This is a genomic window from Nocardia alni, from assembly GCF_019038435.1.
GTDB lineage: Bacteria > Actinomycetota > Actinomycetes > Mycobacteriales > Mycobacteriaceae > Nocardia > Nocardia alni.
On the sequence record NZ_JAGPOX010000002.1, the window covers coordinates 74,200 to 98,239 of the forward strand.

Annotated in this window: 23 protein-coding genes; 17 read left to right on the forward strand and 6 right to left on the reverse strand. The window is 66.8% G+C overall.

Annotated elements, in window-relative coordinates; translation table 11 throughout:
* Nucleotides 1–14 precede the first annotated feature (14 nt).
* From JZ791_RS01415 to JZ791_RS01480, 14 genes are all read left to right on the forward strand, one after another.
* Entirely contained in the window at nucleotides 15–1,043 is a 1,029-nt protein-coding gene (locus tag JZ791_RS01415) for an acyl-CoA dehydrogenase family protein (RefSeq protein WP_216892255.1), read from the forward strand.
* A complete protein-coding gene (locus JZ791_RS01420; protein WP_216892256.1) occupies nucleotides 1,036–2,250 on the forward strand; it encodes an acetyl-CoA C-acetyltransferase in 1,215 nt (404 codons plus the stop codon). Before JZ791_RS01415 ends, JZ791_RS01420 begins: the two co-directional genes overlap by 8 nt.
* A gap of 33 nt (nucleotides 2,251–2,283) precedes the next feature.
* Entirely contained in the window at nucleotides 2,284–3,072 is a 789-nt protein-coding gene (locus tag JZ791_RS01425) for an enoyl-CoA hydratase/isomerase family protein (protein ID WP_216892257.1), read from the forward strand.
* The gene (locus tag JZ791_RS01430) at nucleotides 3,069–4,673 is read left to right on the forward strand and encodes a class I adenylate-forming enzyme family protein (protein WP_308162705.1); all 1,605 of its coding nucleotides are present in this window, start codon (nucleotides 3,069–3,071) and stop codon (nucleotides 4,671–4,673) included. Before JZ791_RS01425 ends, JZ791_RS01430 begins: the two co-directional genes overlap by 4 nt.
* A gap of 2 nt (nucleotides 4,674–4,675) precedes the next feature.
* Nucleotides 4,676–5,803, forward strand: coding sequence for an Rv3169 family protein (locus JZ791_RS01435; RefSeq protein ID WP_216892259.1), 1,128 nt, complete (start codon nucleotides 4,676–4,678; stop codon nucleotides 5,801–5,803).
* A 6-nt stretch (nucleotides 5,804–5,809) separates the two neighbouring features.
* Nucleotides 5,810–6,826, forward strand: coding sequence for a phosphotransferase family protein (locus JZ791_RS01440; RefSeq protein ID WP_216892260.1), 1,017 nt, complete (start codon nucleotides 5,810–5,812; stop codon nucleotides 6,824–6,826).
* Nucleotides 6,823–7,212 (forward strand): hypothetical protein, encoded by a 390-nt coding sequence (locus JZ791_RS01445; RefSeq protein ID WP_216892261.1) that lies wholly within the window; start codon nucleotides 6,823–6,825, stop codon nucleotides 7,210–7,212. Before JZ791_RS01440 ends, JZ791_RS01445 begins: the two co-directional genes overlap by 4 nt.
* A 171-nt stretch (nucleotides 7,213–7,383) precedes the next feature.
* Complete coding sequence (locus tag JZ791_RS01450; protein WP_308162706.1) at nucleotides 7,384–8,583, forward strand: acyl-CoA dehydrogenase family protein; 1,200 nt, start codon at nucleotides 7,384–7,386, stop codon at nucleotides 8,581–8,583.
* A 77-nt stretch (nucleotides 8,584–8,660) separates the two neighbouring features.
* Nucleotides 8,661–9,581 (forward strand): SDR family oxidoreductase, encoded by a 921-nt coding sequence (locus JZ791_RS01455; protein WP_216892263.1) that lies wholly within the window; start codon nucleotides 8,661–8,663, stop codon nucleotides 9,579–9,581.
* On the forward strand, nucleotides 9,578–10,774 hold the full coding sequence (locus JZ791_RS01460; RefSeq protein WP_308162707.1) for an FAS1-like dehydratase domain-containing protein: 1,197 nt from the start codon (nucleotides 9,578–9,580) through the stop codon (nucleotides 10,772–10,774). Before JZ791_RS01455 ends, JZ791_RS01460 begins: the two co-directional genes overlap by 4 nt.
* 11 nt (nucleotides 10,775–10,785) lie before the next feature.
* Nucleotides 10,786–11,913, forward strand: a complete 1,128-nt coding sequence (locus JZ791_RS01465; RefSeq protein WP_216892264.1) for an acyl-CoA dehydrogenase family protein — start codon at nucleotides 10,786–10,788, stop codon at nucleotides 11,911–11,913.
* A complete protein-coding gene (locus tag JZ791_RS01470) occupies nucleotides 11,906–12,682 on the forward strand; it encodes an enoyl-CoA hydratase/isomerase family protein (RefSeq protein ID WP_216892265.1) in 777 nt (258 codons plus the stop codon). Before JZ791_RS01465 ends, JZ791_RS01470 begins: the two co-directional genes overlap by 8 nt.
* On the forward strand, nucleotides 12,676–13,728 hold the full coding sequence (locus JZ791_RS01475) for a phosphotransferase family protein (RefSeq protein WP_216892266.1): 1,053 nt from the start codon (nucleotides 12,676–12,678) through the stop codon (nucleotides 13,726–13,728). The genes JZ791_RS01470 and JZ791_RS01475 overlap by 7 nt, the downstream gene beginning before the upstream one ends.
* A 21-nt stretch (nucleotides 13,729–13,749) precedes the next feature.
* Nucleotides 13,750–14,175, forward strand: a complete 426-nt coding sequence (locus JZ791_RS01480; protein WP_216892267.1) for a hypothetical protein — start codon at nucleotides 13,750–13,752, stop codon at nucleotides 14,173–14,175.
* A gap of 92 nt (nucleotides 14,176–14,267) precedes the next feature.
* Here the strand turns inward: JZ791_RS01480 and JZ791_RS01485 are convergent, their stop codons facing one another.
* Nucleotides 14,268–15,566: a cytochrome P450 gene (locus JZ791_RS01485; RefSeq protein WP_216892268.1), complete on the reverse strand. Its 1,299-nt coding sequence runs from the start codon at nucleotides 15,564–15,566 to the stop codon at nucleotides 14,268–14,270.
* A gap of 90 nt (nucleotides 15,567–15,656) precedes the next feature.
* Between JZ791_RS01485 and JZ791_RS01490 the strand changes: the two genes are divergently transcribed.
* Nucleotides 15,657–16,826, forward strand: a complete 1,170-nt coding sequence (locus JZ791_RS01490) for an Rv3169 family protein (protein ID WP_216892269.1) — start codon at nucleotides 15,657–15,659, stop codon at nucleotides 16,824–16,826.
* A 232-nt stretch (nucleotides 16,827–17,058) separates the two neighbouring features.
* Complete coding sequence (locus JZ791_RS01495; RefSeq protein WP_216892270.1) at nucleotides 17,059–18,129, forward strand: fatty acid desaturase family protein; 1,071 nt, start codon at nucleotides 17,059–17,061, stop codon at nucleotides 18,127–18,129.
* A gap of 19 nt (nucleotides 18,130–18,148) precedes the next feature.
* On the opposite strand, the gene JZ791_RS01500 is transcribed toward JZ791_RS01495, so the two are convergent.
* The 4 genes from JZ791_RS01500 to JZ791_RS01515 are packed head-to-tail and all read right to left on the reverse strand — an operon-like array spanning nucleotide 18,149 to nucleotide 20,972.
* A complete protein-coding gene (locus JZ791_RS01500) occupies nucleotides 18,149–19,105 on the reverse strand; it encodes a PDR/VanB family oxidoreductase (RefSeq protein ID WP_254205052.1) in 957 nt (318 codons plus the stop codon).
* Nucleotides 19,106–19,131: 26 nt separating this feature from the next.
* Nucleotides 19,132–20,040: a TIGR03619 family F420-dependent LLM class oxidoreductase gene (locus tag JZ791_RS01505; protein ID WP_216892271.1), complete on the reverse strand. Its 909-nt coding sequence runs from the start codon at nucleotides 20,038–20,040 to the stop codon at nucleotides 19,132–19,134.
* Nucleotides 20,037–20,507 carry a nuclear transport factor 2 family protein gene (locus JZ791_RS01510; protein ID WP_308162708.1) on the reverse strand — a complete coding sequence of 157 codons (471 nt, stop codon included), beginning with the start codon at nucleotides 20,505–20,507 and terminating at the stop codon, nucleotides 20,037–20,039. Before JZ791_RS01510 ends, JZ791_RS01505 begins: the two co-directional genes overlap by 4 nt.
* A gap of 33 nt (nucleotides 20,508–20,540) precedes the next feature.
* Nucleotides 20,541–20,972: a limonene-1,2-epoxide hydrolase family protein gene (locus JZ791_RS01515; protein WP_216892272.1), complete on the reverse strand. Its 432-nt coding sequence runs from the start codon at nucleotides 20,970–20,972 to the stop codon at nucleotides 20,541–20,543.
* Nucleotides 20,973–21,073: 101 nt separating this feature from the next.
* Here JZ791_RS01515 and JZ791_RS01520 point away from each other — a divergent pair, with 101 nt between their 5' ends.
* Complete coding sequence (locus JZ791_RS01520; protein ID WP_216892273.1) at nucleotides 21,074–22,432, forward strand: FAD-dependent oxidoreductase; 1,359 nt, start codon at nucleotides 21,074–21,076, stop codon at nucleotides 22,430–22,432.
* Nucleotides 22,433–22,499: 67 nt separating this feature from the next.
* Here the strand turns inward: JZ791_RS01520 and JZ791_RS46375 are convergent, their stop codons facing one another.
* On the reverse strand, nucleotides 22,500–23,705 hold the full coding sequence (locus JZ791_RS46375) for a DUF6461 domain-containing protein (protein ID WP_216892274.1): 1,206 nt from the start codon (nucleotides 23,703–23,705) through the stop codon (nucleotides 22,500–22,502).
* Nucleotides 23,706–24,040 lie beyond the last annotated feature (335 nt).

A 24,040-nucleotide genomic window follows, 5' to 3' on the forward strand; every position in this document is an offset into this window, starting at 1 on the left:
AGGAGTGTGACGATATGGACGCCGCCGACGTCGCCCAGGTGGCCGACAGCCTGCGCCAGGCATTGACCTGCGCCCCCGCGGATGCCGATGAGGTGCTCACCGGCTTCGGCTGGGATGAGCTGCTCGACGACGAGCCGCGGGTTGCGGTGAGCACCCTGTTCCCGTTGTGTGGCGAGCTGCTCACGACCGGCTCGGCTCTGGACCGGGTCCTGTTGCGTGCCGCCGGGATCGAGGGCCTGCCCCCTCGTACTCATGTCGTTCTGCCCGCGTTGGGCGGTCATCGTCCGAGCGGTCGTTACGACCGTCGCGACACCGTGAACTGCGACGGTGTGGCTCAGACCGGCGAGGGCCCGTTGCTGGTGCCCTGCGTCGACCCGCAGGGTGAACTGCTCTTCGCGGTCGGTGGGCAGGTCGGGGTCGCCGAGGGAAATCCGATCGACCCCACCGCGGGCTGGGTGCGGATTCGCGGGACGATGCCCGTCCACACTGTGCTGGACGCCGACGCGCTCGGCGAGGATCCCGGACAGGTCTGGCAGCGGATGCTCGCCGCTGGACGCCGAGCCCTGGCCTACGAGCTCGTCGCCGTCGGGACGGCGATGGAGACGATGACGGTCGAGCATGTGCGCGGTCGTCACCAGTTCGGTCAGTCGCTCGGTTCGTTTCAGGCCGTGAAGCACCAGCTCGCCGATGTGCACCTGTGGCGAGCGGTCGCGCAGCTCGCCGCGGAGGCCGCCTGGGAGGACGGCGGGCCCGACAGTGCGGCACTGGCCAAGGCCGCCGCGGTGCGGTGCACCAAGACCGCACGTGCGGTGTGCCAGCAGTTGCTCGGGGGTATGGGCTTCACCTGGGAACACGACTTTCATCGCTATCTGCGCCGGGCACTGACACTCGAGCCGCTGCTCGGTGGACAAGCAGATCTGCACGCCGAACTCGGAGCTGCCCTGCGCGCCGGTTCGATCAGCGATTCGCTGGCCGCCCTCGGACAGGCGGAAGCCGTTGGGCAGCATACGGATTCGAAACTACAGGAGGAACAGCATGCGTGAAGCGTGGATCATCGACGGTGTCCGCACGCCGCGCGGCAAAGGCAAGGCATCCGGGGCGTTGCACGACGTTCACCCCCAGGAGCTGCTCGGCGGGCTGTTGCGCGCATTGGCCGATCGGGGCCTGGATCCCGCCGACGTCGACGATGTGGTGATGGGCAACGGCGAGCACGCCGGCGACCACGCCAACGACATCGCCCGGTCGGCGGTCCTGACCGCCGGGTGGCCGGTGACCGTCCCCGGTCTGACGCTGAACCGATTCTGCGGAGGCGGTCAGCAGGCGGTGATGGCGGCGGCGACCGGCGTGCTCGCCGGATGGCAGGACCTCGTCGTCGCGGGCGGTGTCGAGTCCATGTCGCGCCACAGCTACGGACAGCCTCTCGATGCGGGCAATCCACTGCTGCGTGCCAGATATCCCCTTGTCCCGCAAGGTGTCGCGGCCGATCTGATCGCGACCCTCGAAGGGTTCGACCGGGAGGCCGTCGACCGGTTCGCGGTGCGGAGCCAGGATCGCGCGGCGGCGGCGATGAAGGAGGGACGGTTCGATCGCAGCATCGTGCCGGTTCGCTCCGAATCCGGTGCGGTGCTGCTGGACCGCGACGAGCACCCGCGTCCGGGGACGACGGTGGAATCCCTGGGGCAATTGCCCGCCTCGTTCGAGCGCTCCGGCGCCAAGCCGCGCTCGGACGGCAGGTCCTACGACGAGATGTGCCGTGACACCTATCCGGAAGCAGGAGCGATCCAGCATGTCCACCATGCGGGAAACTCCTCCGGTGTGGTGGACGGCGCCGCCGCGGTCGCCGTCGCCTCCGACTCGTACGCCCGTGCGCACGGGCTGAGCCCGCGCGCGAAGATCGTGACCGGTGCGGTGCGGGGCGCGGAACCGGTCATCATGCTCACCGCACCCGGCCCCGCCGCCGAACTGTGCCTGGCCAAGGCTGGTATGACGGCGGCTGATATTGATCTCTGGGAGATCAACGAGGCGTTCGCGGCGGTGCCGCTGAAGGTGATCAAGGACTTGGCGCTCGATCCCGATCGGGTCAACGTCAATGGTGGAGCCATCGCTCTGGGACACCCGATCGGTGCTACCGGAGCGATGCTCTTCCAGACTCTGATCGATGAACTCGAGCGTCGCGACCTGAGCACCGGAATGGTCACGATGTGTACCGGCGGTGGTATGGCGACCGCGACGATCATCGAGCGTGTCTGACTGTCGAACCGAGCGATCGCGAGAGAGGAAACCATGAGCTATCGGACGGTGGAAGTCACCACCGACGAGCACGTCGCCGAACTGCGCTTGAGCAGGCCGGAGACCCTGAACGCCTTCGACAACCAGCTCGTCGACGAGCTCCCCGGGGTGCTCGTGGAGCTGGCTCGTGACACCGAGGTCCGCGCCGTGGTGTGGACCTCGACCGGAAAGCACTTCTCGGCCGGCGGTGACATGCAGACCATCCTCGACGGTCACGCCGATCTCAACGTTCTCATCCGCGGGGTCGACGACGGGCGCAGGCTCTTCCGTGCCTTCGCCGACTTCCCGAAGCCCCTGGTCACCGCGGTCCACGGCAGCAGCTTCGGCGTCGCGACCAGCCTGATCTTCACCTCGGACGCGGTGGTCACGACCCCGGCGGTGAAGCTGTCGGACCCGCATGTGCACATGGGCCTGGTGGCCGGCGACGGCGGGTGTGTGACGTGGCCGCTGAGCGCCGGACTGATGCGCGCGAAACGCAAACTCCTGTGGGGCGAGGCGCTGTCGGGGCAGGAGGCGTTCGACCTCGGCCTGGTCACGGATCTGGCGGATGACGCCGATGCGGTGCGCGATCTCGCGTTCGACCTGGCCCGGCGCGTATCGCGGATTCCACCCATCGCGACACAGCTGACCAAGCGCGCCCTGAACCGGGTGCTGGCCAGTGGCACCGAACAGGTTCTCGATACCGGCTTCTATTTGGAGGCGTTGTCGAACCGCAGCGCGGACGCGGTCGAAGCGGTCGAGGCGTTCAAGGAGAAACGAGAGGGACGATGGACGGGCGCGTGAACGAGACCGATGCACCGATCTGGGGTGACAGGGTTGTCGAGGGCAGCTATGCCGGGCATCCCGGGCTGCTGTACGAGCCCTCGCCCGTCTCGCTTCCGGCGATGCTGCTGTCCGCCCGCAGCTGGGACGGCCGCGACTACATCGTGCAGGGCGAACGCCGGATTTCGCACCCGGCGTTCCGGGCGGCCATTCCCGCCGCCGCGGAACGGCTGGCCGACGCCGGTGTCGTTCGTGGTGACCGGGTCGTGCTGCACTGCTACAACTGCCCGGAATTCGTCCTTGCGACCTGGGCGCTCTGGTGGCTCGGCGCGGTCCCCGTCTATGCGAACCGATGGTGGAGCAGCCACGAAATCGAACACGGCCTGACCCTCACGTCGCCGACGCTGGTGCTGAGCGACGGGCCCGACCTCATTTCGCCCGAACTGGCAGGCGGCGCCGAGCATGTACTGCCGATCAGCTCACTCGCGGAATTCCTGGAAGACCCGGGGGCGCGGACGGTGCCACCAGAGACCGTCGGCCTCGATGATCCGGCGCTCATCCTGTTCACCTCGGGCAGCTCCGGATCCCCCAAAGCGGTCGAATTGTCGGTCCGGTCCGTCATCGCCAACCAGCAGAATCTGCTCGTGCGATCGCGCCGGCTGCCGCAGAACCTGGACCCGGCCGTGCCGCAGACGGCCGGCCTGGTGTGCACCCCGCTATTCCATATCGGCGGTATCGCCAACGCGCTGACCAACTTGATCGTCGGCGGGCGGTTGGTCCTGACCGTCGGACGGTTCGACGCCACCGAGATCCTGCGGCTGATCGAGACCGAACGGGTGGGCGCGTGGGGCGGCGTGCCGACCATGGCCGTGCGAGTGCTCGAACATCCGAAGTTCGATTCGTACGATCTGTCGAGTCTGCGGTCCTTCCCGCTCGGCGGCGCACCACTTCCCCGGACCCTGCTGCGACGGCTGACCGCGAAACTTCCCCAGCTCGAGAAGCGCGGTCTGGCCAATACCTGGGGCATGACCGAGACCGGTGGATTCATGACCGTCGCGGGCAACGCCGACCTCGAGGCCAGGCCCGGCACCGTGGGCCGCCCGTACCCCGTGGTCGAACTGCGCATCGGCGAGCCGGACGACACCGGCTCGGGAGAAGTCCTGGTCCGTGCGCCCACGATCATGCTCGGCTACCTCGCACTCGATGATGGCACGGTGGACGCCGACGGCTGGTTGCACACCGGTGACCTGGGTCATCTCGATGAAGCGGGCTACCTGTACCTGGACGGCCGCAGCAAGGACATCGTCATCCGCGGCGGCGAGAACATCGCCTGCGCGCACGTCGAACAGGCACTGCTCGCGCACCCGTCCGTGGTCGAAGCGGCCGTCGTGGGCTTGCCGCACGAGGACCTCGGCGAGGAACTGGCCGCGGCGGTCACCTATCGAGCCGGTGAACCCGTGGACGCGGAGGAGTTGCGGGCGTACTGCAAGGGCACGCTCGCCTATTTCGAGGTGCCGGCGGTGTGGCAGATCAGCGATTCCGCGCTGCCGACCCTCGCGGGCGAGAAATTGGACAAGAAGTCGATCAAAGCCGCTCTCCTCGAGTCGCTGAGGGAAGGATGAGCATGCACCTGAGCGCCGCCGACGAATATTTCACCCACCAGACCGCGCTGACGCACGCGATGGTCGACACCAGCGACCCCTCCTGGCGCGAGCGGTACTGGGTGAGCTTCCAGGACACCGAGAGTGGCGACACCGTCTTGACCCTCGGGCTGGGGCGATATCCGAACCAGGACGTGATGGAGGCGTTCGCCTGTTTCTCGCATCAGGGCACGCAGACCAACGTCCGGTTGTCGAGAACGCTGCTGCCGGACAGCCATGACATGCGAGTCGGGCCGTTCACCTGCGAGGTTCGCGAACCCTTACGGCAATTGCGATTCGCGTTGGCCGACAACGATTCCGGGCTCGGCTTCGATGTGAGCTTCGACGCGGCCTTCGAACCCCTGCTGGAGGGCAAGTTCTTTCAGATCAGCCGAGCGCGAACGACATACGACGCCATCCGTTACGTCCAGCACGGTCGGGGATCAGGCTGGATTCGCACACCCGGCGGCGCGACGATCGAGGTGACTCCCGAACGCTGGTGGGCCGAACGCGATCATTCGTGGGGAACGCGACCGCTTCCCCGTGCCGAGGGGCAGCCGCCGGGGGAGCGGCCCGAATGGCGGATGCTGCTGTTCGCGCCCCTGCAACTGCCCGACTTCGGCGTGCACCTCTATGTGCAGGAGTCCGAGCCGGGACGGCCGGTGCATTTGTCGGCAGGGGTGGTGGGCGCACTGCGCGGGAACCCTGACACTCCGGCCATCATCGGTGTCGACCATGATCTCGAGTGGGAAAAGGGCGCTGCCGCACCGACACTCGTCGGCGGGACGGTGTCGCTGCTGCTGCACGGCGGGGACCGGATCGTTCTGGAACTCGCCGCGAAGCCGGGCCGGGCGCATCTGCGCGGCGGTGGCTACGAGGGCTGGAACGGATGGAAGCAGGGCCAGTGGCGCGGTGATCTCACCGCGGAGCACGACCAGTGGGATCTCACCGATCGCGACACGTTCTATCGCTACGCGAAGGCCGGTTCCGATCATCTCGTCGAGGTGCGGTGCGAGGGACAGGTCGGCTACGGAATCGTCGAATACATGGTGTTGCCCGGGTACGGCCGCTACGAAGAGGCGCTGCCACCGAGCCGGCCGAACAAGGGCTGAGCCGGGATGAGCGAACTACGTACCGCGCTGCTCGGCATGATCGCCGAGCTCGGTGTGCGCGAAGTCAGCGAGCCGAACAGGCTCGGCGGCGGCAGCTCCCAGGAGAACTGGGCCTTCGACGCGACGATCGACGGGCCGGAAGGTCCGGTTCTGCTGCCGATGCTGATGCGACGCGAGCCCGCGACCGGTGTCGTCGACACCCCGCGCGACGTGGAGTTCGCGTTGTTGCGGGCGCTCGGGAAGACCGATCTCCCGGTCGCCCGGGTCTACGCCCTCGACGACGGGCGCAGGCTGGGCCGCGGAGCCATGATCGTCGACCGGCTGCCCGGTCGCGCTCATCGCGGTGTGCTGCGCGATACCGATCCGCTGGGTCTCGGCGAACGGGCACGCCTCGAACTCGCCGCGGCGCTGCCGACCTTGATCGCGCGCGTGCACGGCTTGGACATCGAGTCGTTGGACTTGCGGGCGGTCCTATCGGCGCCCGCCGACCCGGCGCGGGCGGAGCTCGATCGCTGGGTGTCCGAACTGGACCGCGTGGAACTCGAACCGCACCCGGGTCTGCGCGAAGTGATCGCCTGGCTCTCGCGCCACCTTCCCGCACCTGTGCCGTGCCGACTGGTACACGGAGATTTCCGCCCGGCCAATGTCCTGGTCGACGCGGGCCGGGTATCGGCGCTGCTCGATTGGGAACTCGCGCATCTCGGGGATCCGCACGACGACCTCGGGTGGTACACGTGTTCGGTGTATCGCCGTGAGCATTTCGTGTCCGGGCGCTGGGAACTCGACGATTTCCTGCGCACCTGGTCCGCGGCGTCCGGCCTGGCCGTCGAGCCCGAACGGCTGCATTTCTGGCAGGTGATGTCCACATTTCGGCTCGCGGTCATCGCCCTGACCGGAGTTCGGGCGTTCTGCGAGGGCGCCACCGACCGCCCGGCCGCGCCGGCCGATCAGGTGGAGAAACTCGCGTTGCGAGAAACCGGACTGCTCGATGCGACCACCGCGACGGACGGGAGTTCCACATGAGACCGTCCCCTTCGGAGGTCGTCGCCGGGATTCGCGCGATTCTGGCCGAGACCATCGCACCGGAACTCACCAGCGAGCACGCGCGTTCGCGGCTCGCCGAGATCCGTGCCGTTCTGGCCCAGATCGACTGGGACGACGCCGGTTTCACGTTGGCTTCCCGTTCGGATGAGCTTGCTCGCTGTCTGGGAGCCGCAGGCGAATGCATCGACGGCGTTTCGGTGCCGGGGCGTCCGTCTGTCGCGAACTTCGAGTCGTACCAACGCCATTACGATCAGCTCGCCGGTCTCGCGGTGGAAGTTCTGCGAAGGCTCCGCGTACATCTGGACGAACGGCCGGACGACGAGGCCGCCCGCGCCGCGTATCGCACGCTGCTGACAGCGGTCTGAGCGCCGCAAGACCAGCCCGGCTCGTCCAGCGTCAGTCAGGAGGAGCCGGGCTTCGTCATGTCACCGGCCTCTCGACGAGACGCCAGGTGGGCTAGCACATCCTGGTTATCGTGTGGTAGATATTCTATACTTGGAAAGTCGACTACTAGACTATTTAAGGTGGGTGGTCCGGTGACTCCGACCCTCGAGGAGTTCGTGGCCGGCGCACGGGTGTTTCTGGAATCCGTCTCGGCGGATCGTGAGCGTGCGCGGCCCAGCGAAGGGAAATCGCGCTACGCGCTCTTCTCCGGTTCGACGCGGGAAGAGATCGACGCGGCGATCGAGTATCAGCGGGCGGCGTTCGACGCGGGCTACGGGTGGATCACCGGGCCCGTCGAGTACGGCGGTGCGGGACTGTCCGCGCGGTACGAAAAGGCTTTTGCCGCAACCGAACGCGGATATTCCATCCCGTCCAAGGGACCGCTCTCGGTCAGTCTGGGCATGGTGGCCCCGACGTTGGCCCAGTTCGGATCGGACGACGCCAAATCGCGATGGCTGCGCGGGCTACGCCGCGCGGACGTGGTCGGGTGCCAGCTGTTCAGCGAGCCCGCCGCCGGTTCGGATCTCGCGGCCGTGCGCACCAAGGCGCAACAGGAGTCCGGGAACGGCGATTGGATCCTCTCGGGACAGAAGGTGTGGACCTCGGGTGCGCATTACTCCGATGTCGGCATCGTCCTGACCCGCACATCCGACGGTCCCCGGCACCGCAACCTGACCGCGTTCGCGGTGGATATGCACGCACCCGGCGTCGAGGTCCGCCCGCTGCGCCAGATCACCGGCGAAGCCGATTTCAACGAGGTCTTCCTCACCGAGGTCCGGGTGCCCGACACGTGCCGGCTCGGTGAGATCGGACAGGGCTGGTCGGTCGCCATCGCCATGCTCATGCACGAGCGCGGCGCGATCGGCGGCTCGTCCAGCGGCGGCAGCGGACTGTTCCGGATGGCCGATCTGGCCGCGTGGGTCGCCGATCTCGGCAGACATGAGGACCCGGCGGTCGTGCAGGCGTACGCCCGCGTGTACTCCGGGGTCACCGCGGCCAAGGCGATGCGGGCCCGCGCCGACGCCAAGCTGAAGGCCAACGGTGTCCCGGGCCCCGAGATGTCGCTGGGCAAGCTGGCGTTGACCGAGAACCTGCGCGCGCTCAGCGATCTGGTGAGCCTGGTCCTCGGGCCGAAGCTGGTGGCCGACACCGGTCGCCCGCAGTCCTACGCATGGTCGGAATTCGTGCTGAGTGTTCCCGGCATGCGCATCGGTGGCGGCACCGACGAGATCCATCGCAACACGGTCGCCGAGCGCTTCCTCGGCCTGCCGAAAGACAAATCGAAAGCATGAGGGCGGGGCGCTGAGGCCGCCGCACACCTCACCCGCTCCGGCGGGATCCGACAACGAGAGAACAGGAAGAGAATCCGATGGGACATCTGGACGGTAGGACAATCATCGTGACCGGCGCGGGCCGCGGTATCGGCCGCGAACACGCGCTGTTGTTCGCCCAGGAGGGCGCCAACGTGGTCGTCAACGACCTCGGCGGTGCGCAGGACGGCAGCGGCGCCGCGGCCGGGCCGGCCCAGGATGTCGTCGACGAGATCACGGCCGCGGGCGGCAAGGCCGTCGCCAACGGCGACGACGTGGCCGACGCCGCGGGCGTCACACGCATCGTCACCACCGCGATCGATACCTTCGGCGGCATTCACGGCCTGGTCAACAACGCGGGAATCCTGCGGGACCGTGTGCTGGTCAACCTCGACGCCGAAGATTGGGATCTGGTTGTTCGGGTGAACCTGCGGGGGACCTTCCTGATGACCCGCGAGGTCGGCCGGTACTGGCGCGAACAGAGCAAGGCCGGTAACGAGCTGTCCGGCTCGGTGGTCAACACCAGTAGTGAATCGGGTGTTTTCGGAAATCCGGGGCAAGCGAACTACGCCGCGGCGAAGGCGGGCATCGCCTCGCTCACGCAGGTGGCCGGCAAGGAGTTGCAGCGGTACGGCGTGCGCGTCAACGCGATCCTGCCGCAGGCGCGAACCCGGCTGACCGAGGGAGCGTTCGGCGATGCCCTCAGCGGCAAGGAGGGCGCGTTCGATCGATTCGATCCGGCGAACGTCTCACCCTTCGTAGGTTTCCTGCTTTCGCCGAACTGCTCGCTCACCGGTGAGGTCTTCCTCGTCGGCGGCTCTCGCGTGCAGCGGATTCAGCCGTGGACCAAGGATCCGGAATGGAAGCTGATGACCGAGGGCCGGTGGACCCTGGACGGGCTGGAAAAGGCCGTCGCCGAAGCCGGCGCCCCGTCGGGCGGTAACACCTGGACCGCGAACCCCGGGAAGGCCTCGAAGTGACCACCGCCGACAAGACCACCGAGGCCAAGATGCCCGAGGCGGTGATCACCGAAGAGATGATCGCCTCGATGAAGGCTCGGGCCGGCGTCGATCTGCGCATCGATCACTCGGTGAACAACGAGGAAGCCACCCGGATCGCGGTCACCAAGTTCGCCGGTGGCGTCGGCGATATCAACACCCTGTGGTCGGATGCCGACCAGGCCACCGGCTCCGATTACGGCGCTCCGGTGGCGCCGCCGTCCTTCGTGATCGGCTGCTTCTCCGGAATCCAGTTCGGCTGGCCGGGCCTGGGCGCCTTTCACAATGCCACGCAGGCGCACTTCCACAAGCCCGTCTATTGGGGCGACAAGATCAGCGCCACGTGCCGTTACGACGGATTCACCGGCCCGCGCCCGAGCAAGTTCGCCGGACAGATGGTCACCGACCATTTCGTCAACAGCTATCGCAATCAGCACGGCGAGTTGGTCGCCGAGATCGATTGGCAGGTGGTCAATTTCGAACGCGGGTCCGCGAAGTCCCGGTCCAAGGATGCGGGCAAGCCGGAATTGACCCTGCCGCACCCCTGGACCGAGCAGCAGATCCAGGAGGTCGAGGAGCGGGTGCTCTCGGAGCAGCCTCGCGGGGCGGAACCGCGGTTCTGGGAGGACGTCCAGGTCGGCGAGTCGATCCAGTCCCTGACCAAGGGACCTATCGGTCTCACCGACGAGGTCGCGTTCATCGCCGGGGGAGGGACCCCGATTCCTCGACTGAAGGCCCATGCAGCGGCGTTGGCGGACTACCGGACCCACCCGGCCTGGTCGTTCCGCGATCCGGTGATGGGATCGAGCGAACCGATCTACGCGGTGCACTACAACAAGGCCGCGGCGAACGCGATGGGCGTCGCCTTCCAGTACGACGTGGGCTTCCAGCGGCAGTGCTGGCAGATCCAGCTGCTGACGCACTGGTGCGGCGACGCGGGCTGGATCGTGGACTGCAGTTCGCAGTACCGGGGTTTCGTTTACCTGTCCGACGTGGTGACCATGGGTGGTGAGGTGACCGGTAAGTCGGTGACCGAGACCGGCGAACATGTCGTCGAGCTGACCACGTTCGCCCGCAACCAGCGCGGCGCCGACGTCATGCCCGGTACCGCCACCGTCGCCTTGCCGACGCGCGAAGGCTCGTCGCCGGTAGCGCGTCGCGCGCGCACGAAATAGGAGGAGCCGTCATGGGTATCGATGCGCAGGAGCGCGATGCGCTGGCCGCGGCGGTTCGCGACGCGGCGTCGTCGGGCCCCCGCGAATTCCTCGACGACCACGGTAAACCGACTCGTGACGTGCGGTTGTGGAAGGTGCTGACCGAGCAGATGGGTCTGGCCGCCCTGCTGGTTCCCGAGCAGGACGGTGGTGCGGGCGCCGGAGTGGCCGAGCTGGCGCTCGTCATCGAGCAGCTCGCACACACACTGGCCGCGGTACCCGCCTTGTCCTCACTGGGCGGGGCGAGCGTACTGCTGCGCCTCACGGGGACCGACGCGTCCTCGGCGCTGCTGCAGCGCCTGGCAGGGGAGTCGATCTGCGCCACGGTGGCGTGGCCCGACCCCGCGTCGCATTCCGTCGTGCCGGTCCTCGCGGTGGATGGCACCGCGGTGGGTTCGGACGTAACGATCAGCGGCCGTGCCGAATTCGTGCTGGACGGCGCGGACGCCGATGTGATTCTCGTGCCCGCGCGAGGCGGTGAGGCCGAGGTGGTCGTCTCGGTCGACGCCGCGAACCCCGCGGTGCGCCGGACGCCGATGACCGGCCTCGATCTGACCAGAGGATTGGCCTCGATCGAGCTGGACAACGCTCCGGCCACGGTGTTGGGCAGCGGTGTGGACCTGCAGGCCGCGCTCGACGTGTTCATGGTTCTCGTCGCCGCCGAACAGGTCGGCATCGCGCAGCGATGCCACGACGCGGCGGTCGCGTGGGCGAAGGAACGTGTCCAATTCGATCGTCCGATCGGACAGTTCCAGGCGATCAAACATCAGCTGGTGGACCTGCTCATGGCGGTGGAACTGGCTCGGTCCAGCTACGACGTCGCGGTCGCGGCGGCCGACGCGTATCTGAGCGACCCCGCCGAGGTGACCGCCCGTGCGCTCGGGGTCGCGGCGAGTGCCGCCGAGGCCCGGTGCGGTGACGCGGCGGTCCTCGTGTCCGACGAGTCGCTGCACATTCTCGGCGGCATCGGTTTCACCTGGGAACACGATGCGCACCTGTACTTCCGGCGTGCCAAGACGCTGGAGCAGCTCTTCGGCTCGCCCGCTGCACACCGGAACCGTTTCGCGACCACGTTGCTGCGGGAGGCCGCTCATGGGTGACACGGCAGTGGTGATCACCGAGGTCGACGCGGCGGGCGTCGCGACGATCACCTGGAATCGACCGGAGCGCAAGAACGGGCTGAACAAGGCGATGGTCGACCAGGGTATCGCCGCCCTGGAGAAGATCGGGGCGGACGACTCCTGCCGGGTCGTGGTCGTCACCGGCGCGGGATCGTCGTTCTGCTCGGGCATGGACCTGTCCGAACGCATCGAGCCTGACGAAGTCACCTTCATGCGGCGGGTCGGGCGGTTGTGCACGCTGATCCACGACCTGCCGTTGCCGGTGATCGCCAAGGTCCGGGGTGGGGCCGTCGGCTACGGCGCCAACCTGGCGCTGTGCGCCGACCTGGTACTGGCCTCCGACGTCGCCGTATTCGGCGAGATCTTCGCCGAGCGCGGATTGTCGATCGACGGCGGCGGCTCCTGGCTGGTGCCGCGGCTGGTCGGCCTCGGCCGAGCCAAGGAGATCATGTTCCTCGCCTCCCGCGTCACCGCACCCGAGGCCGCTGAGATGGGGCTGGTGAACCGATGCGTACCGGATGCGGATCTCGATCAGCTGACCGATGACTGGGCCAATCGCCTGGCCGATGGCCCCAGGCGGGCGCTGTCGGTGATCAAGGGTCAGCTCAACGCCTCGTTCGAGCGCTCGTTCGGCGACGCGATCGAGGCCGAGGTGCTCGGCCAATCGCTGGCGTTCCGCTCCAAGGAGTCGCGTGAAGGTGCCAAAGCCTTCTTCGAGAAGCGTCGACCGGATTTCCGATCATGTTGACGGACAACGACTTCGTGGCTCGATGGCTGGCGCATCGAGCGGCGGCGCTCGATCTCGACGCGTCGTCGCTGTCGGTACGCGAGGTGCGACCGATGTCGCGCGGGGTTTCCCGCCAGACCTGGTCGGTCTCGGTCGCCGACCGGTCGGGTGAGCACGCGTTGATGGTCCGGCGCGACCATGAGGTCGGCAGCGTCATCCCGACCTCGCTGGAGACCGAGTATGCCGTCTACGCGGCCCTCGCCGGCACGGATGTTCCGCATGCGCGCGCGTTGTGGTGGGAGGACGACCCGAGCTGGATGCCCGATGGGCGGCCCGCCTACCTTCGCGAATGCGTGACCGGTGACTGGCGGCTGCCCGAACTGGCACAGGCCCCCGCCGAGGTCGCCGACCGCCGGATCGCCCTTGCCCGGGAACACATCACGCAACTGGCGAAGGTGCATGCGGTGGACTGGCGGGCGCGGGGATTGGACCGGATTCTGCGTGCCCCGGACACGCCCGCACGGGCGGCGGAGATGCTCGTCGACGATCTGCTCGACCAGCTGCGTCGGTATCAGGGCGCGCCGAGCGTTCCCGCGGCCGAGGCCGTGGCGTCGTTGCGGGCGCGAGCCCCGCGTGATCTCGACGCGCTGGTTTTCTGCAAGGGGACCAACGGACACGGCGAGGAGGTCTGGCGCGACGGGCGGATCGTCGCCATGAGCGACTGGGAACTGGCGGCGATCGGTGACCCGGCCTACGACTTCGCACAATGCCAGGAACTCGTCGCCGACGTGGTGGTGGACGGCCGCCGAGTCTGGGGCATGCCGGAGGCGCTGGAGTTCTATCGCGACCTGACCGGGAGCACGGTGACCATGGACAGGGTGGACTACTACCGCGACGTCATGGCCCTCCTGCAACACGTGTACACCCAGCACGCCGCATGGGTGGTTCGCCGGCACGAGGTCCCGCCGCTGCGATTCGTGTGGACCGCCACGGAGGTGGCCTTCCGCAGCGAACTGCGGCTGGCGGCCGATTACACCGGAAACCTGCTCACCGAGCTGGTGGCATGAGGCGCCGATGCGAGGAGCGCGATGAGTAACCCACCCGACCCGCACACGCTCATCGCCGCCGTGATCGGGGCGTTGGAGCACGAGATCGAACCCGCGGTCGCCGACGAGTACGCGGCCAGCCTGTGCCGGACGGCGGCGCAGATGCTGCGGCAGCTCGACGTGCGGCTGCGCGACGAGTTGCCGGCCTTGGTCCGCGAGTCCGCGGATCTGCGCGACGTGCTGCGCGAACTCGGTGAGCAGGTCCCGGATTCACCCGCGCCGCGCTGGCCCGCAATCGACGAAGCCCGCGCCGACGTCACGGCGCTGGAGGCACGGCTGGCGGAGTTGGTGGCCGCCGAACTCGACGAGAACTCGCCGGTTCGGGTGGCCGCGCGAGCGTTCGTCACCCGCCAGTTGCGTGGCCGGCTGTCGTGGGAGCGTGACGCGTATACCGGACCGCGTCGCTGAGTTTACCTCTCTCGCAACAAGTTCCAGCAAAAGGCAGGTGGCCGGACGTCCGGCCCACCTGCCTTTCGTGATGCTCCGACGCTATGCGTGCGTCATGCGACCGAGACGAGCAGCGAGCCCATGCCGTGCAGTACGAAACTGCGGTGGAACACGAGGTCGTCGTCCGATTGGGCCAGGGTGATATTCGGGCAGCGCTCGAGCAGAAGGCCCAGCGCCACCTTCGCCTCGAGCTTGGCGAGATTCATGCCCAGACACGCGTGTTCGCCTCGGCCGAAGGACAAATGGCGCGCGCGGGTCTGCTCGACATCCAACTCGTCCGGCTCGTTGTAGACCTCGGGATCGCGATTGGCCGACCCGGTGACCAGATAGATCAGGCTGTCCGCAGGGACCGTGGTTCCGCCGATCTCGACATCGGTGACCGCGACCCGCCAGATGCCCTGCACCGGTGATTCGAGCCGCAGCACCTCGTCGACGAAGTTCGCGATCGCGTCGGGGTCGTCCCGAAGCTGTTGTTGCAGTTCAGGTTCGGTGGCGAGCTTCCATACGCAGGAGGTCAGCAGGTTCGTGGTGGTCTCGTTGCCGGCGACGAGGAATTGCACCAGCATCTGCAGCAGTTCGGCCTCGCTCAACGGCTCCTCGCCGTCGAGGCGTGCGGCGAGCAGGTCGCTGAGCAGATCGTCGACGGGATTCTCCCGCCGCTTGTTCAGCTCTTCGGTGAAATAGTCGTAGAACTCGTCGACGCGATCGAACATCTCGATGATCGCGTCGTTGTCGTGATCGAGGGCGCCGACGCCGCGGGTGAACGCGTCGGACCAGCTCTTGAACACGCTCAGCTTCGAGGTCGGGACGCCGAGCATCCGCGCGATGATCGTCATCGGAATGGGATGGGTGAACGCCGGGACGATATCCACCGGTCCGTCGCTCGGGAAGCCGCTGATGAGCCCGCTCGCGAGCTCCTCGACCGTCCCGTCGAGTTCGGCCACCCGCTTGGGTGTGAAACCGGCATTGACCAGGGAACGCTGCCGCTTGTGCAACGGCGGGTCGGCGAACAGCAGAATGCGCGATTTACTCAGTTCCATCCGCCGGGCCGCGGCCTTGCGCGTGCGTTCGGGCAGCCGGTCGTCCTCGACGATCTTCTGAGCCAGGCCGGACACCGAACTCGGCCCGCTCGCCAGTCGATTGGAGAACTTCTCGGTGTCTCGCAGGACCGCCAGGATGTCGTTGTGCCGAGTGACCACCCAGCCGCCGAGTCGTTCACTGTAGGCGACGGGCGCGGTGGTGCGCTGCGTCTCGTACGCGCCGTAGGGGCAGCGAACCACATCTTCCCGTAGTGCCAGCAGATCGTCGAATGTGGCCGCCGGGCAGGTCCCGGCCCGCGCTGTGTCGGTCACCGCGTCTCCTCCAAATAGGTGAGTAATAAAACATCTATCTGTAGAGTAAATCAGTGCCGCAGATGTGTCCATCAGCACAGGAGGAACGACGTGCTCAGTCCCTACGATGAACTGCCGATTCATCAGACTTCTCATCCGCTGTCGGTGGTCGCCGACACCAGTACCGGCTTCGACGACGGCTACTACTTCGGGGCATTCTCGGCGGTAGAACGAGCTTTCTGCTTCCAAGGGCTGCGAATATCGCCGAACACCGACCTGATCGGCGGGTATGTGGGGTTGCAACGTGACGGCCGCCAGCGCACCGTCAGGTTCAGCCGGACCTGGCGCGAGAACTGTGCCACCGAGGTCGGGCCCTACCGGATCAGCGTGATCGAGCCGTACCGGCATATCCGGCTGGAGTTGTCGGCCAACGAATCGGGTCTGACCTGCGAACTCGACTGGTACGGCAGTGCGCCCGCCTACCTCGAAGCGCATCATCTCGCGACCAATCGCGGCCGCCCGACCACCGATCAGTCCCGATACTCCCAGCCGGGAACCGTCGAGGGTTGGATCGAACTGGACGGCGATCGAATCGAGGTGGGTCCACCGCACTGGTATGGCAGCCGTGATCACTCGTGGGGCGTCTACTTCGAGCGTCCCCCGCTGGCGGCGGATCCCAGGCTGCTGCCGCCGCGCGCGCCCGAGGGGGTCGGGCGGGCCATGCGGTTCTGGACTCTGTTCGGCTCGGGCGATCTCTCGGGTTTCTACGCCATCCATACCGACGCCCAGGGACGACAGGTCCCGATGAACGACACCTTCGGCACGCCGTTCGAGGGCCGATTGACGATCGGCTGGGACAAGCAGACCTACGAGCTGGTGGCCGGTCGGTGCGAGATCGAACTGGTCGAGGGGACGCGGCTGCTGCGGTCCGGCCGCGTGGTGCTCACGGATTCGGCGGGCGGCGAGTGGATTCAGGAAGTGGAACCCGCGTGTTTACCCTGGGTGACCTCGACGATCGGGTACCAGGCCGGGTCGTGGCGCGACGGCGGGTCCATGCGGACCTATCACGGGCCCGGGGTGAGTGTGGAATGGGATGACATCGACGTCAGCCGCCAGCCCTTCGACCACACCCAGCATGACGGGACCGTGCAGCGCGACCTGATCGGCAAGGAGTATCTGGTGCGAACGCGCACGATCGCGCCGGACGGGCGAGAATGGACTGGAGCCGGGCAGACCGAGCTGTTCCTCGATGGTCCGTACGCTCCGCTGGGCCTGACATAGACAATCCGGATCTACCGCGGCCCCGGGGCCGGGCTGCGGTGTGGCGTCTCTATCACACTGCAGCCCGATTCCATGCCATACCAAGGTATTACATCGAACGAGAGCCCGGCCGATAGCTTCGAATCGTCACTTCCGAACCGACGCACCGAGCAGTTCCCGCTGAATCACGGTCTCCGGTCGGCATTCAGGACGGGTGGAGGTGGCATCTCCGACCCAGCTCTCAGGAAGATTCATGACGACACCGGCCTTGGTCCCAGAGTTACTCCCACGATCATCGCGGCGCGGCGGCTCGGATGGTGATTACGCCCGTCTGTTGCGCCGGGTTACCGAGGCGGGGCTGATGAACCGGCGTCCTGTCTACTACGCGGTGCGGCTCAGCCTCGTCGGGATCGCGTTCGCGGCCGGTTGGGCGGCGTTCGTCTTCGTCGGTGACTCGTGGTGGACGCTCATGGTCGCGGCGTTCATGGCCGTGACGTTCGCTCAGGTCGCCCTGGTCATGCATGATGTCGCGCACCGCCAAGTCTGGCGGCTACGGCGGCCGACGGAGGTCGTGGGCCGACTCGTCGGCAATGCCGGCATAGGTCTGGCGTACGGCTGGTGGCAGGACAAGCACACCCGGCATCACGCCAACCCGAACCATGAGGAACTCGATCCCGATGTCGCGCCCGACATTCTCCTCTGGTCACAGCGGCAGGCGCGGGCCAGCCGTGGCCCGGCTCGTCTCATCGGGAGGGCGCAGGCATTCCTGTTCTTCCCTTTGCTGATGCTGGAGGGCCTGAACCTGCACGTGGCCGGTGCCCGTGCGCTCAGGAGCCGATCGGTCAAACACCGCGGAGTGGAAGGCACGCTGTTGTTCGGCCACTTCACCGCTTATCTGGCAGCGCTGTTCGTGGTTCTGCCCGCCGACAAGGCCTTCGTGTTCCTCGCTGTCCACCAAGCGCTGTTCGGCCTGTACATGGGCTGCGTCTTCGCCCCGAACCACAAGGGCATGCCGACTCTGACCGGCGACGACCGCCCCGACTACCTACGCCGACAGGTGCTGACCTCCCGCAACGTGCGGGGTGGCGGGTTGACCGACATCGCCCTCGGCGGGCTCAACTACCAGATCGAGCACCACTTGTTCCCCAACATGCCGACCCCGAATCTGCCTCGCGCCCAGGTGATTGTGCGCGACTACTGTTCGGAAATCGGCGTGCCGTACCACGAGACCGGGCTGATCTCCTCTTACCGCGAAGCGCTGAAGCATCTGCACCACGTCGGCGCGCCTCTGCGGACCACCCACCGACACCAGGATGCCCGATAACCCGTGCCGCCACAGCCGGTCACAGGTCGAGCACCAGGCAGGAACCCTTGCATCGGCTGACGCAGATCATCATCATGTCGCCCTGTTCCTGCTCCTGTTCGGTCAGGTAGTCGTCGCGGTGGTCGGGCTCACCGTCGAGAACGCGGGTTTCGCACTCACCGCAATAGCCCTCCTCGCAGGACGAGGGATGGTTGGGCAGCACCTTGTGGACCTCTTCGAGGATGGTGGTTCCCTCGGGGACGGTGAACGTCACCCCTGTTCGCCGCAGCTCCACCTCGAAGGAGTCGCCGCCGGTATCCACCGGTCCGCTCGCGGTGAACCGCTCGAAATGCAGTCCGCCCAAGTGGGGGTGTTTCCGGAATTCCGCGGTGACGGCATCGATCATCGCGGTAGGTCCGCAGGTGTAGACCGCGGTGCCGGTGGGTGCGGCGGCCAGGATGCTCGGCAGATCCGGGTATCCGCGATCGGCTTCGATCCATGTCTCGACCTGCGGGCTCAACGACTCCAGGGTGTCGCGATAGGCCATGGACGTCGCCGTGCGCCCGCCGTACACCAGCCGCCACTGGGCGCCGCGTCGTCGAGCCTCGCCGATCATCGGAATCAGCGGAGTGATCCCGATGCCGCCGCCGATGAACAGATAGGAGTCCGCGGGTACGAGAGGGAAGTGGTTCTTCGGTAGATTGATACCGAATTCCGCTCCGACACAGGCAATCTCGTGCAATTCTCGGGAACCGCCCCGGCCGCCTTCCTCGCGCAGCACCGCGACGGTGTAGGACGTGCGGTTCGTGGGAACCCCGCACAGCGAGTACTGCCGGGACAGGCCCGAGGGGAGTTCGAGTTCGATATGCGCACCGGGCTCCCAAGGCGGAAGTTCGTGCCCCTGCGCATGTGTGAAGGTCAACTCGAGGACGTCGTCGGCGACCGGACGCACGCTGGTGGTGTGCACGGTCAGTCGTTCGGTGGTGGTGGTGATCATCGGATCGGTCCTTCGGGTCGGCGCCGTCAGCTCTCGCGGTGTCCCCGAACGGCGTTCAGCACGGGTTCGAGATCGTTGAGAACACCCAGCCACGTTGTCGCGGAGTCGATTTCGGAGCAGAAATTGGTCTCGACGATGATGCCGTCGAGACCGGCGGCCACACACTCCTCGGCCCGGATCGTCATTTCGCCGACGGAGAGTCGTTTGCCCGCCGTCGACTGTTGTGCCATCCGATAGATGGCGTCGACGGGCGCCTTCTCGGGCGACCGGTGAGCGTTGATGCCGGCGAGGGCGGTGACCACCGCATCGATCGGGATGGAGCCCGGATTCCAGAGGTCGAAGTCCCGTGCGGTGCGAGCCAGGCCCGGTTCCGAGTACATGCCCGACATCAGCCGGGGCATTCTCGTCGGTTTGGGCTGCATGATCGCGGGGCCGATGTCGAAGAACGCCCCGTGATATTCCACGGGGTCTTCGCCCCAGCACGCACGCAGGGCCGGAACGAAGTCGTCCATGCGTTTGCCGCGCGTTGTGGGATCGACGCCGACCGCGCGATGCTCCTCCTCGGACCAGCCCACGCTCAGGCCGACGACCGAAAGGCGGCCGCCGCTGAGCTGATCGACGGTGGCGAGCCGATTCGCCAGCTGGGCCGGCCAATGATTACCGCCGACCAGGATGCTGGTGCCGAGTTCCATGCGATCGGTCCAGGTGGCCACCGCGCCGAGCAGTTCGGTCGGCGCCCACACCGATCGATACGCATCCGGTTGGGTGGTGGCGCTACCGCCGTAGACGCCGGCCTGCCGAAGCGCGTACATGAAGTGGTCCTGCACCCAGAGCGTGTCGAAGCCCATCTCGTCGGCTTGCTGCACGAAGTCACGAAGCAGTGTCGCCGAGACGATCGGCCCGAGCTGGGGGAGGCTCAATCCGATACTGGTCACTTGTCCGCTGCCTCCTCGCGTTTGGGCAGTACATTGCGCTGGATGCGGGTGAGTCGACTGCGGCAGATGCGCCACTTTCCGTCATCGCACTTGCGATACGTCTCGGTGTAGTGGCCCCAGCCCTCGTGTGACACGTAACCGCTGTCCGCGGGCGATTCCACGCGGTCGTACATCGGCCAGATCGCCGTCGCGGAGGTGTCGTCGACCACGTCTATCTCGGGAATGTGGCCGTGGTGCACCGAGTATCCCGATCGGAAGTGTCGTGCGACGCTGGCGAGGAATTCGGTCTTGCCTTTGGGATCCGAGGTCGATTCGGCGAAGTCGACCACGAGATCCTCGGTGAACAGGTCTGCGAACTCCTCCCACAGGCGCAGATCCACGCACCGGAAATACCGGGCCTTCAACTGTCTGATGTCCTCGATGGCGATGAGCCGGCGGACGGACCGCTCCAGATCGTTCTCGCTCACGATGTACCTGCCAATCGTCGCTGTCGCCGATGCTCAGTGCTGGTGCCGGGGGAATCGCTGTTTGATGGGCGAGTCGGCGTTGTAGTCGGCGTAACGGGCGATCTTCCCGTCTTCGATGTGGAAGGTGCCCATGATCGGGATCTCGATCAACACGCTGCCGTCCGCGGCGTGGACGCGGTCCACCCGCTCGGTCAATACGACGTTGTCCCGTGAGGCCAAGCTTCGTAGCTCGGCGGTGCAGTACTCCATATCGAGGGTGTCGTGCAGGGTGGTGAGGAACCGCATCGCCGCGGCCTTCCCCTTCGTCGCCGGCGAACCTGTGTTCTCCCAGGAGATTTCGTCGGTCATCCACCGGTCGTAGCAGTCCCGCATGTGCGGCCACGCGCCGGGGCCCCAGTCGTCCAGGAAGCCGACAACGGCCTTCTCCGCGCTGGTCCGCGGTTCCGCGCCCGGGTGGATGTCCATCGTATCGATCTCCCTCGCGTATGTTGCTTGTCACATAAATACTCGCATGACAAACTATCTAGCGTCAATGTAATCGACGCGGCGTCGAGCAAGGGAGTCCCATGGGTCCGAGTTCAGTGATAGTGGTCGGCGGTGGCATGTCGGGTCTGCTGGCCGCCGCGGCCGCCAGTCCGTACGTGCAGCGTGTGGTGATCGTCGAGAAGGACGAGTTCCCCGCCCAGCCGGGTCCGCGTCGGGGAGTGCCACAGGGGCGGCAGGTGCACGCGCTGCTCGGGGCCGGGCAGGATGCGATGGCGAAACTCTTGCCGGGAATCGTGGACGACTTCGAGGCGGCGGGCGCGCGGATGGTCGATTCCCCGGCCGACCTGGCTGTATTCGGACGGCAGGGCTGGGCAGGCCGGGTGCGCAGCGGCACCCGTACGGTGATGATGCGTCGCCCGCAACTCGAGCACGTGGTGCGCTCCCGGGTTCTGGCGCTGTCCACCGTGGAGTCGATGACATCGTCGGTGAGCGGATTGACTGCCACCACCGACGGTTCACGTATCACCGGTGTCCGTCTCGTGGACGGTTCCGTGCTCGAAGCGGATCTGGTCATCGATGCGACCGGGCGCGTGTCGCGATCTCCGGAGTGGCTTCGTCTGCTGGGGTACGCGGAGCCGGAAGAGAAGGAGATGCGCTCTCACATCGGTTATGCGACAGTGGAAGTGCGGCTTCCGAACGGTGTGCTCGACGGTGATGTCGCCGGAGTGCTGGCTCATCCGAACCCGGACAACTGCCGAGGCGCCGCAGTGGTACCCGCCGACAACGGTATGTATCTCATCGCGGGTCTGGGCATGATGAATCAAGATCCGCCGAAGGATCTGGACGGTTTTCTGGCTCATCTGGATTCGGCGCCGAGCCCGATCATCGGGGAGATCGCTCGCAAGGCAGAGTTCCTCGGTCCTGTTGTGCCGTACCGGATTCGAGGCAGTCGCCGACGGATGTGGGAAGAACTCGACAGCAGGCCGGAGGGTTACCTCGTCGTCGGTGACGCGGTCATGGCCTTCAACCCGCTGTACGGGCAGGGGATGTCGGTGGCCGCCTGCGAGGCGGTGTGTCTTGCGGAGACGTTGGCCGAGGATCCGGATCGTGACGGCCTCGGCCGCCGCGCGCAATCCGCGATGAAGGAGGTGATCGACACCGTTTTCGCGATGGCGGTGTCGACGGACGGCGCCTATCCCGGCGCCGAACTCATCGGCGTCGAGCCGCCCGCGGCTGCCGACATCGCGGCCGGGGCAGTGCTTTCACAGGTCGCGACCGAGGATGCGGAGGTTGCCCTGGCGGCGAAGCGGTACGCACACAATTTCGATCGCGATGCGCTCCGGACGCCCGGTATCGCCGCCAAGATCGCCGCCTGGCGCGAGCAGGGCCGCACGGTCCTCAACAACGATCCGACGGTTATTCCCGGCCTCATCGACTGATCTCCCGCTCAACCGTGTGAGGCCCGGCTCGTCCTGGCCGGGGTAGTGGTGTAACAGAGAATGCCGTTCACGCGCCGAGCAGGATGACGCGGGCGGCCCCGGTGACGTCTGCGACCGTCGGGCGGATCCCGGCGACCTGGCACAGCAACTCGATGTCATCGAGGAAACCGTCGTCGAACGCGTCTGGGTCGTCGATGCCCATCGCGGCCAGGGCCTGCTCGATCACACCCGGTTCGGCCCCCCATGCCCCGCTCAGCGCACCGTCGTTGAACGTCGCCAGCGTTTCTCCGTCCCGGCTGACCAGGAACGTCTGGTCGGCGTTGACGCTGAAGTGGCAGGAGACAGCGAAGGTGCCGCGGGACAGTTCCGGGCGTGTCGCTCCCTGGTCGCCTCCGTCCTCGACGAGCAGGGCATGTGGGCCGAGGCCGAACGCAGCCACGACCTGGCTGTCGTAGGCGCTCTCGTCACTGACCCGTCGCTGGAGCTCAGCCCATGTGGCGGTGGCGATCTGGCTGTCGTCGGCCCCGAGGCGGCGCAGGGCCTCATCCGGATCGACGTCGTGGATCACGGTCAGGCAGTAGCCGCCGTCCATGGCTCCCAGGCCCTCTTCCATCCACGGAGGCCGATCGCCGTTCTCCTCGCCATCCTCGCCATCCTCGTCATTTTCGTCGGGGGCAGCCGATACCCCCGTGGCAGGCTGCTCGACGTGGCCGAGGCCGAATTCCCAGCGCACATCATCGCCGGGGCCGACCAGCACAAGCTCCGAGCCTTCCGGGCCACGCCGCGGGAACCGCCAGGTCAACCAGGTGTCGGCCTGGTCGAGCGACCGAGCATCAACCGGTTTGATAGACCAATACCCGCCGGTCCGCTTGCTCGTGGACACCAGGGACTCACCGTCGGCACTGCGATTCACGGTGTACTTACCGTCGTCCGACATCAGGACACGGTTCCCGCGAATCTGGGCCACCGGCGCCCGCTCGCCCAGTGACTCCGGCACGATCGGGCCGTGCAGCAGGCTGTACACGGGCATCGCGGCCTCGGAGATTATTCCGTCCCCGTCGTTGGTGACATGGAGTGTCGACCAGCGGAGTTCGGGCAGGTCAGCACGCCACAAGACCTCGTTGCCCTGGTAGACCGCGAAAATCCCCTCCTGTCCGAGGCAGAGAGTGCCCGCGGCGCCTGCCGACCAGGTGACGGTGCCATCGCGATCAGCGATCACCGCACGGCCGTCGGCGTCGTAGCGCAGCGACCATTCACCCGACGGTGATAGCACCGATTTGATCAGTTTCTCGCAATGGCGTAGCACTCGACCCATCGTAAAACTTCCTGACTCGTTGAAACTGTGTGCGTCGAGCCTTCCACAAGCATGCCGTATATGCGTACGACACCATGCGAACCGATCTCACGTCGCTGCGCAGAACACCGGCCTGGCCGACAGCATCGAGATGTTCCAGATCGGCGGCTACGCCTACGACCTCGAGACCAGGACGGGTAACCACGCGACGGCACTGCGCATCCACACCACGACCCTGGGTGCAGCACCCCGGGCATCGCTGCGTCAACGCCGGATTCCGGCCGGCTGCACCGCTACCCTCTGGCCTCACACGT

Coding starts and splice junctions, on each gene's coding strand:
- JZ791_RS01440 (WP_216892260.1), top strand. CDS start 5,810: ATGAGCGAACTACGTACCGCGCTGCTCGGCATGATCGCCGAGCTCGGT.
- JZ791_RS01520 (WP_216892273.1), top strand. CDS start 21,074: ATGGGTCCGAGTTCAGTGATAGTGGTCGGCGGTGGCATGTCGGGTCTG.
- JZ791_RS01480 (WP_216892267.1), top strand. CDS start 13,750: ATGAGTAACCCACCCGACCCGCACACGCTCATCGCCGCCGTGATCGGG.
- JZ791_RS01465 (WP_216892264.1), top strand. CDS start 10,786: ATGGGTATCGATGCGCAGGAGCGCGATGCGCTGGCCGCGGCGGTTCGC.
- JZ791_RS01455 (WP_216892263.1), top strand. CDS start 8,661: ATGGGACATCTGGACGGTAGGACAATCATCGTGACCGGCGCGGGCCGC.
- JZ791_RS01435 (WP_216892259.1), top strand. CDS start 4,676: ATGCACCTGAGCGCCGCCGACGAATATTTCACCCACCAGACCGCGCTG.
- JZ791_RS01470 (WP_216892265.1), top strand. CDS start 11,906: ATGGGTGACACGGCAGTGGTGATCACCGAGGTCGACGCGGCGGGCGTC.
- JZ791_RS01425 (WP_216892257.1), top strand. CDS start 2,284: ATGAGCTATCGGACGGTGGAAGTCACCACCGACGAGCACGTCGCCGAA.
- JZ791_RS01500 (WP_254205052.1), bottom strand. CDS start 19,105: ATGATCACCACCACCACCGAACGACTGACCGTGCACACCACCAGCGTG.
- JZ791_RS01475 (WP_216892266.1), top strand. CDS start 12,676: ATGTTGACGGACAACGACTTCGTGGCTCGATGGCTGGCGCATCGAGCG.
- JZ791_RS01415 (WP_216892255.1), top strand. CDS start 15: ATGGACGCCGCCGACGTCGCCCAGGTGGCCGACAGCCTGCGCCAGGCA.
- JZ791_RS01495 (WP_216892270.1), top strand. CDS start 17,059: ATGACGACACCGGCCTTGGTCCCAGAGTTACTCCCACGATCATCGCGG.
- JZ791_RS01445 (WP_216892261.1), top strand. CDS start 6,823: ATGAGACCGTCCCCTTCGGAGGTCGTCGCCGGGATTCGCGCGATTCTG.
- JZ791_RS01515 (WP_216892272.1), bottom strand. CDS start 20,972: ATGGACATCCACCCGGGCGCGGAACCGCGGACCAGCGCGGAGAAGGCC.
- JZ791_RS01420 (WP_216892256.1), top strand. CDS start 1,036: ATGCGTGAAGCGTGGATCATCGACGGTGTCCGCACGCCGCGCGGCAAA.